The sequence below is a fragment of the Streptomyces soli genome (assembly GCF_003999195.1).
Lineage (GTDB): Bacteria > Actinomycetota > Actinomycetes > Streptomycetales > Streptomycetaceae > Actinacidiphila > Actinacidiphila soli.
Genome location: NZ_RJVR01000221.1, coordinates 1 through 13,643 on the forward strand (window position 1 = coordinate 1; position 13,643 = coordinate 13,643).

Here is a 13,643-nt window from a genome sequence, read left to right on the forward strand (position 1 = left end):
CAGCGGGCCGGCCGGCGCGGCCGGCTCGGGTGGCAGCTCCGGCAGCTTTGGCAGCGCGCCGGCGTCCTCGGCGGCCTCCCGGGGCTGCGGCACCCGGGGCAGTGGGGCGCCGCCGCAGGAGGACGGGTCGCCGTTGTCGGCGTGGCCGTTCACAGCAGCCGTCCCCGTCCCCGGCCGTGTGGCCCGTTGAGTTGGGCGGGATGGTCCATGGCCGTGGACAGCAGCTGCAGCCCGAGCCGCAGCCTGCGCCTCGCCTCGTCCTCGGTGACGCCCAGATCGGCTGCGGTCTGCCGGTAGTCCTGGCGCCTGCGGTAGGCCAGGTCGAGGGCCTGCCTCAGCGGGGCGGGCATCGAGGTCACGATGTAGTCGGCGCGGGCGGCCGTCGAGGCTTCGCGCACCCTGGCCTCGACCTCGTCCGGCGTGCCTTCGCCGGAGTTCTCGAACTGCCGCAGCCGGTGCACGGCCTGCCGCTGGGTGAGGCCCGCGATCCAGGAGCGCAGCGAGCCGTGCTTGGGGTCGTACGCGTCCGGATTCTCCCAGATGTACCCGAAGACCTCGCGGGTGATCTGCGCCGCAGCGTCCTCGTCGTCCATCACCCGATGCGCAAGGCTGTGCACGAGCGAGGCGAACCGGTCGTACAGCTCGCCCAGCGCCGCCTCTTCGCCGCGCGCCAGCCGCTGCTGCATCTTGCGGTCCCAGCGAGGTGGTGCGGGTGTCACCATGCGGCCGTCCCCCTCATCGCCCTCGTAGCCCGATGCGGCTGTGTCCACTGCCTCAGATCGAATGTAACCGGCCGTTCCGACGGCGTACGCCCCTTTGCGCCAACCTGCTGCCGATGCGGACCGGTTTTGATAATGCGTTATGCGGGTGTGACCGAATGAGGGCGACAAGCGGCTGCGGGCGGGGCATAAGGTCGGAGGACCCACTGCCGGACGAAAGGCCCAAGACAGTGGCGCTGAAGGTGACGCAGGCCGAACAGGACGGCTGGGCGATCGTGTCCGTATCGGGCGAAATGGACCTGGTGACCTCGCCCGCTGTCCGGCAGCATGTGCATGACGCGGTGGCCGACGGCCGCCGGGACATCGTTCTCGACCTCGCGGACGTGCAGTTCTGCGATTCCAGCGGCGTCGGGGTCCTCATCGCGGCCCGGCGCCTGATGCGCTCCTGCGCGGGCCGGCTGCGCCTCATCCTCCCGGCCGACGGGGGCCTGGACGGCTCGCACGTCAACCGGGTCCTGTCGGCGCTGGGTGTCCGCCGCCTCTTCGAGGTCTTCCCCGACCTCGCCGCCGCCACGGACGACGCGGCCCGCCCGCTGTCCGCCTAGGTCCTGGCGGCTTGCCCCGGCGGTCGGCTCAGGAGTCGGCCGGCGCCGGTCCCAGGGTGGTCGTACCGATCGCCGCGCGGTGGCCGAGCCCGGTCCGGTAGGCGTCGAGTGCGGCCTCGACCCGTCCCGTACGCCGCAGCAGGTCACCAAGGAGCCGGCAGATGTCGGCCAGATCCCCTGCGGCGCCGGCGCGTTCGAGCAGGGCGAGGGCGGATACGTAGTGCTCCTCCGCCGCCTCGTTGTCGCCGCGCTCCTCCGCCAGCAGCCCGAGCAGGCGGTGGGCGCCGCCCGCGTGGACGGCGCCGCGCCATGGGGTGAGTTCGTCGAGGAGGGCCTGCAGCAGGCGTTCCGCCTCGGGGCCCTTGCCACGCCGCCGGAGGACGTCGGCGAGCTCGACCTCCACCTGGACGGTGAAGAGCACCGAGTTGCCCGCAGCGAGCATGTCGCGGGCCGTGCGCAGTTCGCGTTCGGCCTGTTCGAGGTCGCTGTCCTGGGCGTGGACGTAGCCGCGCATCCAGTGGCAGTGGGCGAGGTCGGTGTGGAGGTCCAGGCGCTGGAAGATCTCCTGGGCCCTGGCGAGCGATGCCTCGGCCTCGCTCGTGCGGCCGGCGACGATGAGGGTGCGGGCGATGCTGCGGTGCATCAGGGCGACGAGCGCCGGATCGGTGGCGCTGGGGGCGAGGTTGAGCGCCTGCTCGGCGGCGCGGGCAGCGCGTGCGTAGGCGCCCAGGTCGGTGTAGGGGCCTATGGCGGCGATGTGCAGCAGGAGCAGGGCGTCGGGGTCGGGGCGCTCGTCGAGCTCCAGTTGGACGATTGCCTGTTCCAGCAGGTGGGAGGCGTAGCGCACTTCGCCGGCGAGCAGGTGGGAGACCGCCCGGCCGCGCACGGCCGCTGCGCGCTGCGCGACGGGGCCGTCGGCGAAGCGTTGCTCGGCGGAAGCAAAGTACTCGCGTGCCTTGTTGAGTTCGCCGGCATCAAGTGCCGCTTCGCCGAGTCGCAGCAGGGCGAAAGCCTGTTCCGCGTCGGCCTCCGTCGCGGATATCTCCGTCATGCGGAGGAGGTTACAGCGGCTGTGTTGCGGCTGTGCACCGGATAAACCCCTGTCCTGTCACCGCTTCGCAAAGCGTTCGCGGAGCTGGTAATTCAGCACCTTGCGCAGGGTCTCGTTGCGCGGCAACGCGTCGACGACTTCCAGTTGCTCGGGGAGCTTCTGGGTGGCGAGGCCCGCCTCGCGCAGATACGCGGTGATGTCGGCGAGGCCGACCGGCTTGGCGTCGGCGAGTTCCTCGATGACCGCGCAGACGCGTTCCCCGCGTTCGGGGTCGGGCAGGCCGATGACTGCGGCGTCGGTGCCGGGAAGCCGTACAGCAGCAGCATGACGAGGTAGTCAGGGCCGCCGATATGGGCGTAGGGGAAGACGATCGAGCCCACGTCGTCGCGCCGAGGCGGGCGAGTGCCGCCGACAGCACGATGCTTTCGATCAGGGGCGGCAGCTGCCAGGCGAATCTGGTGCCGGCCCGTGCGCCGAGTCCGTAGAGGCCCGCGGCCACGCGCTCGGCGCGGCGGAGATCGCCGAGCCCATCCGGTCCGTCGACCCGCTCACCCCCTGCACCTCGCGCTGGGCGGCCCGGTGCGGCCGCCCAGCCCGGAGGTCGTCCTGCTGACCTCGGCCCAGCAACTCGGCAGCGCCAGCCGGACCCTCGAACTAGCCGTACAACACGCCCGGGCGCGAGAGCAGTTCGGACGGCCCATCGGGTCCTTCCAGGCCGTCAAGCATCTGTGCGCGGACATGCTGCTGCGCGTCGAGAGGGCGCGTACCGCGGTATACGCGGCTGCGGTGACCGGCGACCGCGGCGAGACCGCCTCCGCGAAGGTGCTCGCCGACGAGGCGGCCGGCGGCAACGCCCGTGACTGTCTGCAGATATTCGGCGGGATGGGCTTCACCTGGGAGGCGGAGGTGCACCTGCATATCAAGCGTTCCTGGGTGTTGGCGGCCCGCTGTGGGGGTGCGGGGGCCTACGAGGAGGTACTCGCCGAGCGGTGCTCGATCCTTATGCGAGGAGATTTGAGTGCTATGTCCCATACGGCAGGGATAAGTGGTGCCCGAGCGTTGATATCGGGTTGTGTCCGAGGCGTGACTTGTCACGCGGTGGAGTCGAGGCCCGGCTCGGGTACGCTCCATCAGGTGCGAGTAGTGACGAGGCGCGGCAATTGCGTGGATCTCAGGAATGGGGCCCCGCGAGCTTCGTGCTGTCCGACTCTCTGTAACGAGCCCCGCATGGTATGCAGCACTGATGCCCCTTTGCGCTGGAATATGCAGGAAGCGCTTGTTGGGGTGACCGCAGGTAAATCAGGCTGTGCTGCGTCGAGGTCACGTTCGGTGAGCGGGGCAAGGCGCGAGGCGATGTGTCCGCCGGTTCGGATGGTGTGAGGTGCAGGTCCTCCAGGTTCAGCTTGAAGTGGGTCCCGACCCTGCCGAGGTGGGGCGAGCGCGTCGGTGGGCGCGCTCGCGGCTCATGGGGTCCGGGATAGGGGCTGATGAGCCGGTTGCCGAGACGCTGATCCTGCTGATCTCAGAGCTGGTCACCAACGCCGTCGTACATACCGGCTGTCCGGCCGTTCTGCGTATGCTCTTCGCCTCCGCTCAGTCCCCGGAGCGCGACACGGTACGGGTCGAGGTCGCCGACGCCAGCGACTGCCCGCCCCGCCCCCGGCACGCCGAAAAGGACGAGACGGGCGGCCGAGGCCTTGAACTGGTCGACGGGCTGGCCGACCGGTGGGGCTGGGAGCCCGAGGGTCACGGCAAGCAGATCTGGTGCGAGATCGACCGCACCGCGCTGCCGTCGGCGACCGTGCCGAAGCAGCCCGGTGGGCTGCTCAGCCGCCAGGCCTAGACCGAGACCTACCCCGTCGAGGACTTCGCCAAGGCCGCCGACGACGTGCACCACGGGCGCGTGGCCCGGGGCGTACTCACGTTCTGAAAGTGCGCCGGTACGCCGTCGGAGAGACCCCGAGCGCCGTTTGAAGGTGCTGCCGCATAGAAGCGGCGGTTCCGAAGCCGGCCTCCCGGGCGACCTGGTCGACGGAGAGATCGCTGGACTCCAGCAGCCCTCGGGCACGTTCGACGCGCTGCGCGACCAGCCACTGCCCCGGGCTGACGCCGACCTCCTCGCGGAAGCGGCGCGTGAAGGTCCGTACGCTCATCGACTCGCGTTCGGCCAGTTCGCGCAGCACCAGGGGCCGGTCGAGGCGGGCCAGCGCCCAGGCGCGGGCGGCGGCGGTGGTGGCGAGCTGCGGCTCGGGGACGGGCCGTTGGACGTACTGTGCCTGGCCGCCCTCGCGGTGCGGGGGGACGACGCTGGAGCGGGCACTGGCGTTGGCGACGGCGGTGCCGTGGTCGCGTCGTACGAGATGCAGGCACAGGTCGATGCCGGAGGCGACGCCGGCGGAGGTGAGGACGTCACCATTGTCGACGTAGAGGACGTCCGGCTCGACCTTGACCTTGGGGAAGAGCGACTGGAAGTGCTGGGCGCTGTTCCAGTGGGTCGTGGCGCGCAGGCCGTCGAGCCGGCCGGCGGCGGCCAGGAAGTACGCACCCGTGCAGATGGAGACCAGGCGGGCGCCGGGACGGATCCGGTCGAAGGCGGCGGCCAGCGGTTCCGGGTTACGGCCTTCCGTATGGGCGCTCGACCGCTCGTGCGCGGCAGGGACGATGACAGTGTCGGCGGTCTCCAGGGTCTCCGGTCCGTGAGCGACGTTGATCTCGAAGTCGGCGTCGGCACGGACTGTCCCGGGACCGTCCGGGGTGCAGGTCAGCACCTGGTAGAGCGGCTCACCCTCGGGGGTCTTCGCGCCCCCGAAGATCCGGAAGGGGATGCCTAGCTCGAAGGGGATGACGCCGTGCTGGACAAGGACGGCGACGCGGTGGGGCTTCCTCACGCTGCTGACGACTACCATGGCCCGATCCTTGCATATCATGGCCATCGGGCCACTCGTTTTGTCCGTTCCGGTGGCCGAAGCTGATCCGGTGACGCAGACACCTCAACTCGCCGCCGCCCAGGACGCCCGCCCTCCGTTGCCACGCAAGCCCCGCTTCCACCGCGCCTGGTCGGTGGCGGCGGTCGCCTTTGTCACGCTGATCGGCGCGGCCGGCTTCGCCTCCCTCCCCTCTCTGCTGATCGACCCCCTGCACACCGAGTTCGGCTGGTCACGCGGCATGATCGGCTTCGCGGTCTCGGTCAACCTCGCGCTGTACGGACTCACGGCACCCTTCGCCGCCGCACTGATGGATCGTTTCGGCATCCGGCGGGTCGTGGCGTGCGCGCTCACCACCATCGCGGTCGGCGCCGGGCTGACCGTCTTCATGACGCAGAGCTGGCAACTGGTGCTGTGCTGGGGCGTCCTGGTCGGGCTCGGCAGCGGCTCCATGGCGCTGGCCTTCGCCGCGACCGTCACCAACCGATGGTTCGTCGCCCGGCGCGGCCTGGTCACGGGCGTCCTGACGGCGGCGGGCGCGGCGGGCCAGCTGGTCTTCCTGCCGCTGCTGTCCGTCATCGTCGAGCACTCCGGCTGGCGCCCGGCCGCGCTCACCGTCGCCTGTGCGGCGCTCGCGGTCGTCCCCTTCGTATGGCTGCTCCTGCGCGACCACCCGGCGGACGTGGGCCAGGCCGCGTACGGTGCCGAGGCCTTCGTACCGAAGCCCGCACCTGTGCCGGGGGCCGCCAGGCGGGCGGTGAAGGCGCTGTTCTCGGCATCCCGTACGGGGACCTTCTGGCTGCTCGGCGGCACCTTCGCGATATGCGGCGCTTCTACGAACGGTCTGGTCAAAACCCACTTCGTGCCGGCCGCTCACGATCACGGCATGCCGGTGACGGCCGCCGCGTCGCTGCTCGCCGTCATCGGGATCTTCGACATCGTGGGGACGGTCGCCTCGGGGTGGTTCACGGACCGCTTCAGCCCCCGGCGGCTGCTGGCGGTCTACTACGGGCTGCGCGGCCTGTCGCTGATGTTCCTGCCGATGCTGCTGGCCGACACCGTGCACCCGCCCATGGTGCTCTTCATCGTCTTCTACGGCCTCGACTGGGTGGCCACCGTCCCGCCCACCATCGCCCTGTGCCGCGAGCACTACGGAGACGACGGTGCCATCGTCTTCGGCTGGGTCCTCGCCTCCCACCAGGTGGGCGCTGCCCTGGTCGCCTTCCTCGGCGGTGTCGCGCGGGACGCCTTCGGCTCGTACGACGTTGTCTGGTACAGCTCCGGCGCGCTGTGCGCGGTGGCCGCGCTGATGGCGCTCGTCATCCGGCAGCGGGATGTCACGGCGGCCCCGGCCGCAACTCCGTTGACTGTCTGAGGTTGTTGATAGCCTGGCGGCACATTGTGACGGCTGTCGGTCTCGTGGGTCTCCTCTTCGCGGGCGGTGTCACGGCATACGCGACCGGTCTGGTGCACGAGTACCGGCCGCCCCGCCTCACCGCCGCCGACTACGTCGGCACGTGGCACGACACGTTCGGCGGCGAGATCCCCTTCTCGGCGGACGGCACCTTCACCGCGAAGCGCATTCGGGATTACCCGTTCGAGGCGTCCGACCTGACGGACCACTACGCCGGTCACTCGGGTACGGGGACCTGGCGCTCCACGGCGGAGCAGACGGCCTTGGACCCGCTGGTCAGCCTCCAGTTCGACGATGACAACAGCCGGCTCGCCGACTGGGAACCCCTGGGCACCCGCTCGCGTTCGGTCGTCTACTACTGGATCGGCGACCCCGACTCGGGTGTCTGGTACCAGCTGTTGGGGCGGCCCTCCGCGTCGGACGCGCCGACGACGGCCACCGCCTCGGGCCGGAAGAACCGGTCCAGGTCGGGGACGACGGCGTACAGCGGGCGGCCGCTGACGTCCACGTCGTCCGGGCGTGGTTCGAGCCGGCCGGGGCCGGAGGGGTCCGGGTCACGGGAGCTGTACGACGATCCAGCATGGTCTCGCCCGCTCCTGCCGGTAGGTCCACGAGAACTGACGTAATGTCAGATTACTTGAACTGATGGACCGTCAGGAATGTTGTGCGGTTGAGGGAAACCTGTGGAGGATCGTACGAGGGGAGGCAGGAGCGGCCGGAGACAGCCGGCGCGGCTGGGGAAGGGCAGCTGGGGCGGCGTGCGGGGCGGGCCGGACGGCTGAGGGGGAGAGGGCCGGCCGGGCCCGCCGGATCCTGGGGTGCGGGTGGTGCTTCTTGTCCGTTGACGCCGTACCCGCCGCACGCGCGCTGTCAATGCCTTCCGTAGGTTCGATTACCCGGAAGGGGGGTGTCCTATCGCTTGGCCAGGGCCTTGGCGACCGACTTGGCGATGCGCTCCGCGTCGATGGCCATCTCGCGGAACATGCCACTGATGGGGTTGGTGTAGCCGGTGAAGTACAGGCCCGGCGCTTCCTTGGGGGTCCGGGAGCCGTGCACGGTGGGGCGGCCGCGTTCGTTGAGGAGGCCGAGGTGGCCGACCAGCGGCTCCAGGCCGTTGCGGTAACCGGTCGCGGCGATCACCGCGTCCGGGGTGATGCGGGAGCCGTCGGCGAGCAGCACCTCGTCGCCGTCGCAGCTCTCGACGGCGGCGACGAGCTCGACCTTGCGAGCGCGGACGGCGGCGATGAGGCCGACGTCCTGGACCGGGATGGAGCCGTCCAGGACGCGGGAGTAGAGGCCGTTGTCCGGGCGCGGCAGGCCGTACTCCGACAGGTCGGGCACGCTGATCCGCTCCACGTACGGGGCGATCCGGTCCACCAGTCCGGTCGGCAGGCGCCGCACCATGATCCCGGTGGCCTGGGCCGGCCAGCCGGCCGTGGACCGCCGCATGATGTGCGGGGGTGTGCGCACCGCGAGCCGGACCCGGGCCGCGCCCGCCTCCACCAGGTCCACGGCGATCTCCGCGCCGGTGTTGCCGACGCCGACGACCAGGACGTCGTGGCCCTCGTAGGGCTTGCCGTTGCGGTAGCCGGAGGCGTGCAGCAGCTCGCCGCCGTACGTGTCGCGGCCGGGCCAGTCCGGCGTGCGCGGGGTGTGGTTGGTCCCGGTGGCGATCACGATCGCGCGGGCGGTCAGCCGGCGGCCGCCGGTGGCGGGTAGTGCCCAGCCCTCGGCGCCCTCCGGGGCGCGCTCGATACGGGACACCTCTATACCGGTGGCGACGTCGAGGTCGTGGGCTTCGGTGTACTGCTCGAGGTAGCGGACCACGTTGTCCCGGGCGACCCAGCGCCCGTACGCCCGGGGTATCGCGAAGCCGGGCAGGCTGGACAGCCGTCTGGTGGTGTGCAGATGCAGCCGGTCGTAATGCTGCCGCCAGGACGCTCCGACGGCATCGGATCTCTCCAGAACCAGGGTGCGTACGCCGCGCCTCTGCAGGGCCGCCGCGGCGGCGAGGCCACCGGGGCCGGCGCCGATGACGATGGCGTCGGGCTCAGCCGTGGAGGCACTGGTGCCGGGGCCGGTGCCCGCGCCTGCGGCGCCGGTCGTTGCCGAGGTGGTGGCGGAGGTGTCGGCCATGGCGTGCTCCCGGGTGTGGGGGGTGGGTGGAAAGGGTGTGCAAAGTCGTCCTAACGGAAGGTAGCGCGGCTTCGCCAGGGGGCCTTGCGCAGGGCTGTCCGTATCCGGTGAACTGACGTATCGTCAGATAGGAGGTCGCCGTGGAGACGATATGGCTCAGCGGTGCCGAATGGCTCGCCGTGCTGCGTATCGGCCTCGGCCTGTGGTGGCTGGAGAGCCGGCGGGTTGGGGGCGCCGCATCACTACCCGCGTGAGTTCTGTCCGCGCTGCTGGAGCGACGATGTGAGCTGGAAGCAAGCGTCCGGGCTCGCCACGCTCTACACGTGGTCCGTCGTCCACCGCAACGACCTGCCGCCGTTCGGTGAGCGCGTGCCGTATGTCGCCGCCGTCTTCGACCTGGCGGAGGGGCCGCGCATGATGACCGAGGTGACGGACTGCGCGGTGGGCGCGCTGCGGATCGGGATGCGCCTGCGGGTCCACTTCCGGCCGACGTCAGAGGCGGCAGCGGGGGACGGCGACGGCCCGGCGGTTCCGGTGTTCCGGCCGGTTGCTTGAATGGGTACATGCTGCAACCCGTAGAGCTGGAGGCGTACGGACTTCTGCTTCGGCCCTGGGAGGAGTCCGACCTCGGTGCCGCCCTGCGCGGCCTCTCCGACCCAGACTTCCGCCGGTGGAACACCGCGAACTCCCCGACGCCCGACGAAGGGGGCGCCCGCCGCTTCATCCGCAGCCGCGCCGAGGGCTGGGAGCACGGCACGACGGCCTCCTTCGCCGTCACCGAGGGAGGTACCGTGATCGGCCAAGTCGGCCTCGGCATGATCGACTTCACGATGCGCACCGCCCGCGTCGGGTACTGGGTCCTCCCGGAGGGCCGAGGGCGCGGCATAGCCTCCCGCGCCCTCGAAGTGGCCACCCGCTGGGCCTTCCGCGACCTGGGGCTGCACCGCCTGGAGCTCGGCCACGCCATCGGCAACGACGCGTCGTGCGGGGTCGCCCGGCGCTGTGCGTATGCCCTGGAGGGCCTGCTGCGGGGGGCGATGATCGACATCGCCGGGATGCCGCGGGACATCCACCTGCACGCCCGCCTCGCTACGGATGCGCTGCCCGGTACGTGACCCGCTCCGCCGACGAGCCGGCCCACCCGGCTGCCGGTACTCAGTCGCGGCCGAGTACCACCGTCCCGGAGGAGCAGAACCAGCCGCCCGTGCCCGAGGCGACGGCGAGACGGGGAAGCCTTCCGGCCGCGTTGCGGACCTGGCGGTCGCCGACCTCGCCGCGGAGCTGGCGGACGGCTTCGACGAGCAGGAACAGTCCGCGCATACCGGGGTGGCAGGCGGCCAGTCCGCCGCCGTCGGTGTTGACGGGGAGGTCGCCGTCGATGGTCAGGCGGCCCATCTCGACGAAAGGGCCGCCCTCGCCCTTGGGGCAGAAGCCGAGGTCCTCGAGGGTCACCAAGGTCATGTAGGTGAAGGCGTCGTAGATCTCGGCGACGTCGATGTCGGCTGGGGTGACGCCGGCCCGCCGGGCGGCCCGATCATCCTGCCTGGACGGCGAATCTGCTCCGGAACCCGGAGGCGGAGGTGAGCTGGAAGGGGCGGGACATTCCGGTGCGGGCGGTTCTGCTCGCCGGGGAGGAACGGGAGGCGGCGTGGGCGGTGCTGCTGCGGTTCTGGCCGCCGTACGGGGCGTATGCGGCGCGGGTGGAGCGGGAGATCCGGCTCTTCCGGCTGACGCCGCGCTAGCTGCGCGTGCGGGTGGGCTGGGAGTTCCCCCACCTCGCCCCTTCCCGAAACCAGGGGGCGACCCCCTGGACCCCCGGGTTGCATTGTCGGGTGCGGGTGGGTGGGTGGGCACAACCTGGAGGCGTCCAGCGCCGAGCGCTGCGAGGGCGGCGTCAAAAATCAGTACTCGGGCGCCCTCCGGCGACCTCCCCCGAGGACCGGTCAATCGGTGCCCGCGTCATCGCAGGCAGGACTATTAAGGCGGATGCGCGGAGCGCTCAGCGCACCGGCTTCTTGCCAGTGATGCCGAGGTGGACGAGCAGGGCGAGGTTCGGCTTGAGCTCGGACTGCTTGACACCCCAGCTCTGGAAGCCTTTTTGGTGGGCTGCGACGGCGGCGAGCATGACGACGAGGGCGCCGGCGATGGCGGCAGGGCTGACATCTTTGTCGACCCGGCCCTTCGCCTGGAGCTCCTTGATCGAATCCGTAAGGGAGTTGGTGAGGGGGTTGAGGATCTTCATGCGGATCTTGTAGAACCGCTTGTCCCCTTCCGCCGCGCCAAGGTCGACGACGCGCAGGATCGCGTCGTGCTTTCGCCAGAAGGAAAGGAAACCGTCGACCAGTTCTTCGGCGGCCGCGGCGCCGGACTTTCCGACCCAGGACCGTCCGGCGACGAGGTCGGTGAGACCGGTGCCTTCCTTGGCCATTTCCTCGGCGAGTTCGAGGACGGCGCCCTCGACGTCGGGGAAGTATTGGTAGAACGTTGCGGGGGAGGTACCCGCCATCCGGGCTACGTCGATGACCTTGACGTCCCGGTACGGCGACGTGCTGAGCATTTCGCCGAGGCAGTCGAGCAGCTTCTGCCGCGTCGCCTGTCCACGACGTCCTGCCACACGTCCGTCGACGGTGCGAACTTGTCCTGTCATGCCGTCAGTTTACTGGCGGGTGATCAGCGCGCGATTCGGTGGCTGCAAATGGGGAAGGCCAAATGTTCGAATTTTCCCCGGGCGGGGTTGAAGATCCCCAGATAGCGTGTCAAGTCAGACACTCCGTCTGACGCGACCAATCGAGAGGAATCGAGGCCATGGCCGGTTACGCCGATGGGGTCCCCTGCTGGGTGGATGCCATGCTGTCCGACCTGGAGGCCGGCAAGCGGTTCTACGGGGAGTTGTTCGGCTGGACCTTCCGGGACGGTGAGAAGGAGTACGGCTACTACACCCAGGCGTTCGCGGCCGACGGCAAGAACGTGGCGGCGCTCTCGCCCAAGCCCGATGGGCGGATGCCCACCGTCTGGAACCTCTACCTCGCCTCGGCGGACGCGCAGGCGACCGCGGCCAGGATCCGGGAGGCGGGCGGGCAGCTCGTCACGGAGCCGATGGCCGTCGGGTCGTACGGGACGATGCTGATGGCGGCCGACCCTGGCGGCGCGGTCTTCGGTGTCTGGCAGGCCGGTACGCACAAGGGTTTCGAGAAGTCCGGTGAGCCGGGGTCGTACACCTGGGCGGAGATCCTCACGCGCGACGCGGAGCGGGTGGACACCTTCTACGAGACGGTGTTCGGCTACGGCAGCCGGCAGATCGGGGACGGCGAGAACTTCGACTACAAGGTCTTCGCGCCGGAGGGAAAGGACGTCACGCCGGCCAATGTGGTGCTTGGGCGCTTCCGGATGGGCTCGGAGTTTCCCGCCGAGCTGCCGGCGCACTACGACGTCTATTTCGGGGTGGAGGACGCCGACCGGGCGGCGGAAACGATCCGCCGGCTCGGAGGGCGGGTCAACCGGGGGCCCGACGACTCGCCCTTCGGGCGGTTCGCGGTTGTCGCGGATGACCAGGGCGCGAACTTCTCCATCATCGACCAGTCGAGGACGGTCGGAGACGTCCCGGCGTAGACGACATAACGCGGATTGAACCCTGACCGGACGCCAGCCGTACCCATGGGTAACGGCAGTGCGTCTCAAGAATCGCCGTGTCGACACCGCCCCGGGTTCGCAACTGGCACTCATCCCAGGAAGAATCAGGTTCCGGACCCCGGGACGGGGGGAACCCACGGGGAGGTGGCAGGGCAGTGGTGCAGCAGCTGACGCAGCACGACCCGAGACGGATCGGCCCTTTCGAGGTGCTGGGCCGGCTCGGCGCCGGCGGCATGGGGCTGGTCTATCTCGCCCGCTCGGCATCGGGCCGGCGGGTGGCGATCAAGACAGTGCGCGCCGAGCTCGCCGAGGACCAGCTGTTCCGCGTCCGGTTCGCCCGTGAGGTCGAGGCCGCGCGGGCGGTCAGCGGCTTCTATACGGCCGCCGTGGTGGACGCCGATCCCCGGGCTGCCGTGCCCTGGCTGGCCACGGCCTTCGTGCCCGCGCCCTCGCTCGAGGAGATCGTCAACGAGTCAGGACCGCTGCCCGCCCAGGCCGTACGGTGGCTGGCGGCCGGCGTCGCGGAGGCGCTGCAGTCCATCCACGGCGCCGGGCTGGTGCACCGGGACCTGAAGCCGTCGAACGTACTGGTTGTCGAGGACGGCCCGCGCGTGATCGACTTCGGCATCGCGAGCGGGGTGTCCAACACCCGGCTGACCATGACCAACGTCGCGGTGGGCACGCCCGCGTACATGTCCCCGGAGCAGGCGAAGGATTCGCGGAGCGTGACGGGCGCGAGCGATGTCTTCTCGCTCGGGTCGACGCTGGTGTTCGCGGCGACCGGGCATGCGCCCTTCCATGGGGCGAATCCCGTCGAGACGGTCTTCATGCTGCTGCGGGAAGGTCCGGATCTCAAGGGGCTGCCGAGCGAGCTGCGGCCGTTGATCGAATCCTGTATGCGGATGGGCGCCGACCAGCGGCCCAGCCCGGCTGACCTGCAGGCACAGCTCGCGCCGCATCTCTTCTCGTCGGCGGGCGGTGACGACACGGGGACGGCGTCGGCGTGGCTGCCGACGGATGCGGTGGCGTTGATAGAGCAGCGGCGCAGTGGTGGACGGCCTGGGGTGCCGCCGATGCCGGCGAAGCCGCCGGCGGCTCCGCCGGCGCCGCAGGGGGCTCCCGGTGGCCCCGGTGGCGCGGGCGGGCGGCATGCGGCGGCTGCGG

General features: G+C 70.6%; 13 protein-coding genes and 4 pseudogenes. 10 read left to right on the forward strand and 7 right to left on the reverse strand.

All coding sequences use genetic code 11. The annotated features are described in order from the left end of the window. Window positions 1–149: 149 nt before the first annotated feature. On the reverse strand, window positions 150–722 hold the full coding sequence (locus EFK10_RS21360; protein WP_127357273.1) for a sigma-70 family RNA polymerase sigma factor: 573 nt from the start codon (window positions 720–722) through the stop codon (window positions 150–152). Window positions 723–949: 227 nt separating this feature from the next. Here EFK10_RS21360 and EFK10_RS21365 point away from each other — a divergent pair, with 227 nt between their 5' ends. Continuing rightward, window positions 950–1,324: an STAS domain-containing protein gene (locus tag EFK10_RS21365; RefSeq protein ID WP_127357263.1), complete on the forward strand. Its 375-nt coding sequence runs from the start codon at window positions 950–952 to the stop codon at window positions 1,322–1,324. Window positions 1,325–1,352: 28 nt separating this feature from the next. Here the strand turns inward: EFK10_RS21365 and EFK10_RS21370 are convergent, their stop codons facing one another. Both EFK10_RS21370 and EFK10_RS21375 read right to left on the reverse strand, forming a co-directional pair. Further along, complete coding sequence (locus EFK10_RS21370; protein WP_127357264.1) at window positions 1,353–2,375, reverse strand: tetratricopeptide repeat protein; 1,023 nt, start codon at window positions 2,373–2,375, stop codon at window positions 1,353–1,355. A gap of 57 nt (window positions 2,376–2,432) precedes the next feature. After that, a pseudogene (locus EFK10_RS21375) lies at window positions 2,433–2,672 on the reverse strand (AMP-binding enzyme); the annotation flags it as partial. A 175-nt stretch (window positions 2,673–2,847) separates the two neighbouring features. Between EFK10_RS21375 and EFK10_RS50660 the strand changes: the two are divergent. Together EFK10_RS50660 and EFK10_RS21385 are read left to right on the forward strand one after the other, a co-directional pair. After that, window positions 2,848–3,359, forward strand: a pseudogene (locus tag EFK10_RS50660) (acyl-CoA dehydrogenase family protein); the annotation flags it as partial. A 397-nt stretch (window positions 3,360–3,756) separates the two neighbouring features. Further along, window positions 3,757–4,218: an ATP-binding protein gene (locus EFK10_RS21385; protein ID WP_127357265.1), complete on the forward strand. Its 462-nt coding sequence runs from the start codon at window positions 3,757–3,759 to the stop codon at window positions 4,216–4,218. Window positions 4,219–4,294: 76 nt separating this feature from the next. Here EFK10_RS21385 and EFK10_RS21390 read toward each other — a convergent pair whose 3' ends face one another. After that, window positions 4,295–5,281, reverse strand: coding sequence for a GlxA family transcriptional regulator (locus EFK10_RS21390; RefSeq protein ID WP_206305532.1), 987 nt, complete (start codon window positions 5,279–5,281; stop codon window positions 4,295–4,297). A gap of 70 nt (window positions 5,282–5,351) precedes the next feature. On the opposite strand from EFK10_RS21390, the gene EFK10_RS21395 reads away from it, so the two are divergent. Together EFK10_RS21395 and EFK10_RS47625 are read left to right on the forward strand one after the other, a co-directional pair. Then, window positions 5,352–6,674 (forward strand): MFS transporter, encoded by a 1,323-nt coding sequence (locus EFK10_RS21395; protein WP_240677373.1) that lies wholly within the window; start codon window positions 5,352–5,354, stop codon window positions 6,672–6,674. A 26-nt stretch (window positions 6,675–6,700) separates the two neighbouring features. After that, on the forward strand, window positions 6,701–7,339 hold the full coding sequence (locus tag EFK10_RS47625; protein ID WP_164836094.1) for a hypothetical protein: 639 nt from the start codon (window positions 6,701–6,703) through the stop codon (window positions 7,337–7,339). Between the two features lie 286 nt (window positions 7,340–7,625). Here the strand turns inward: EFK10_RS47625 and EFK10_RS21400 are convergent, their stop codons facing one another. Continuing rightward, the gene (locus EFK10_RS21400) at window positions 7,626–8,849 is read right to left on the reverse strand and encodes a flavin-containing monooxygenase (RefSeq protein WP_127357268.1); all 1,224 of its coding nucleotides are present in this window, start codon (window positions 8,847–8,849) and stop codon (window positions 7,626–7,628) included. Window positions 8,850–9,011: 162 nt separating this feature from the next. Between EFK10_RS21400 and EFK10_RS21405 the strand changes: the two genes are divergently transcribed. Further along, on the forward strand, window positions 9,012–9,404 hold the full coding sequence (locus tag EFK10_RS21405) for a Zn-ribbon domain-containing OB-fold protein (RefSeq protein WP_127357269.1): 393 nt from the start codon (window positions 9,012–9,014) through the stop codon (window positions 9,402–9,404). A gap of 8 nt (window positions 9,405–9,412) precedes the next feature. Continuing rightward, window positions 9,413–9,964: a GNAT family N-acetyltransferase gene (locus EFK10_RS21410; RefSeq protein ID WP_127357270.1), complete on the forward strand. Its 552-nt coding sequence runs from the start codon at window positions 9,413–9,415 to the stop codon at window positions 9,962–9,964. 40 nt (window positions 9,965–10,004) lie between these two features. Here EFK10_RS21410 and EFK10_RS21415 read toward each other — a convergent pair. Beyond that, window positions 10,005–10,376 (reverse strand): annotated as a pseudogene (locus EFK10_RS21415) (thiolase C-terminal domain-containing protein); the annotation flags it as partial. Between EFK10_RS21415 and EFK10_RS21420 the strand changes: the two are divergent. Then, window positions 10,373–10,591: pseudogene (locus EFK10_RS21420) on the forward strand (nitroreductase/quinone reductase family protein); the annotation flags it as partial. The pseudogenes EFK10_RS21415 and EFK10_RS21420 overlap by 4 nt on opposite strands. A gap of 257 nt (window positions 10,592–10,848) precedes the next feature. On the opposite strand, the gene EFK10_RS21425 reads toward EFK10_RS21420, so the two are convergent. Next, window positions 10,849–11,496 (reverse strand): TetR family transcriptional regulator, encoded by a 648-nt coding sequence (locus EFK10_RS21425; RefSeq protein ID WP_127357271.1) that lies wholly within the window; start codon window positions 11,494–11,496, stop codon window positions 10,849–10,851. Between the two features lie 158 nt (window positions 11,497–11,654). Between EFK10_RS21425 and EFK10_RS21430 the strand changes: the two genes are divergently transcribed. Next, entirely contained in the window at window positions 11,655–12,458 is an 804-nt protein-coding gene (locus EFK10_RS21430; protein WP_127357272.1) for a VOC family protein, read from the forward strand. Window positions 12,459–12,634: 176 nt separating this feature from the next. Beyond that, a partial coding sequence (locus EFK10_RS21435; RefSeq protein ID WP_240677374.1) for a serine/threonine-protein kinase occupies window positions 12,635–13,643 on the forward strand: 1,009 nt, incomplete at its 3' end.

Bases quoted from the DNA above. Each gene is read 5' to 3' on its own strand.
- EFK10_RS21430 (WP_127357272.1), top strand. From the start codon at position 11,655: ATGGCCGGTTACGCCGATGGGGTCCCCTGCTGGGTGGATGCCATGCTG.
- EFK10_RS21425 (WP_127357271.1), bottom strand. From the start codon at position 11,496: ATGACAGGACAAGTTCGCACCGTCGACGGACGTGTGGCAGGACGTCGT.
- EFK10_RS21370 (WP_127357264.1), bottom strand. From the start codon at position 2,375: ATGACGGAGATATCCGCGACGGAGGCCGACGCGGAACAGGCTTTCGCC.
- EFK10_RS21390 (WP_206305532.1), bottom strand. From the start codon at position 5,281: ATGGTAGTCGTCAGCAGCGTGAGGAAGCCCCACCGCGTCGCCGTCCTT.
- EFK10_RS21400 (WP_127357268.1), bottom strand. From the start codon at position 8,849: ATGGCCGACACCTCCGCCACCACCTCGGCAACGACCGGCGCCGCAGGC.
- EFK10_RS21360 (WP_127357273.1), bottom strand. From the start codon at position 722: ATGGTGACACCCGCACCACCTCGCTGGGACCGCAAGATGCAGCAGCGG.
- EFK10_RS21410 (WP_127357270.1), top strand. From the start codon at position 9,413: ATGCTGCAACCCGTAGAGCTGGAGGCGTACGGACTTCTGCTTCGGCCC.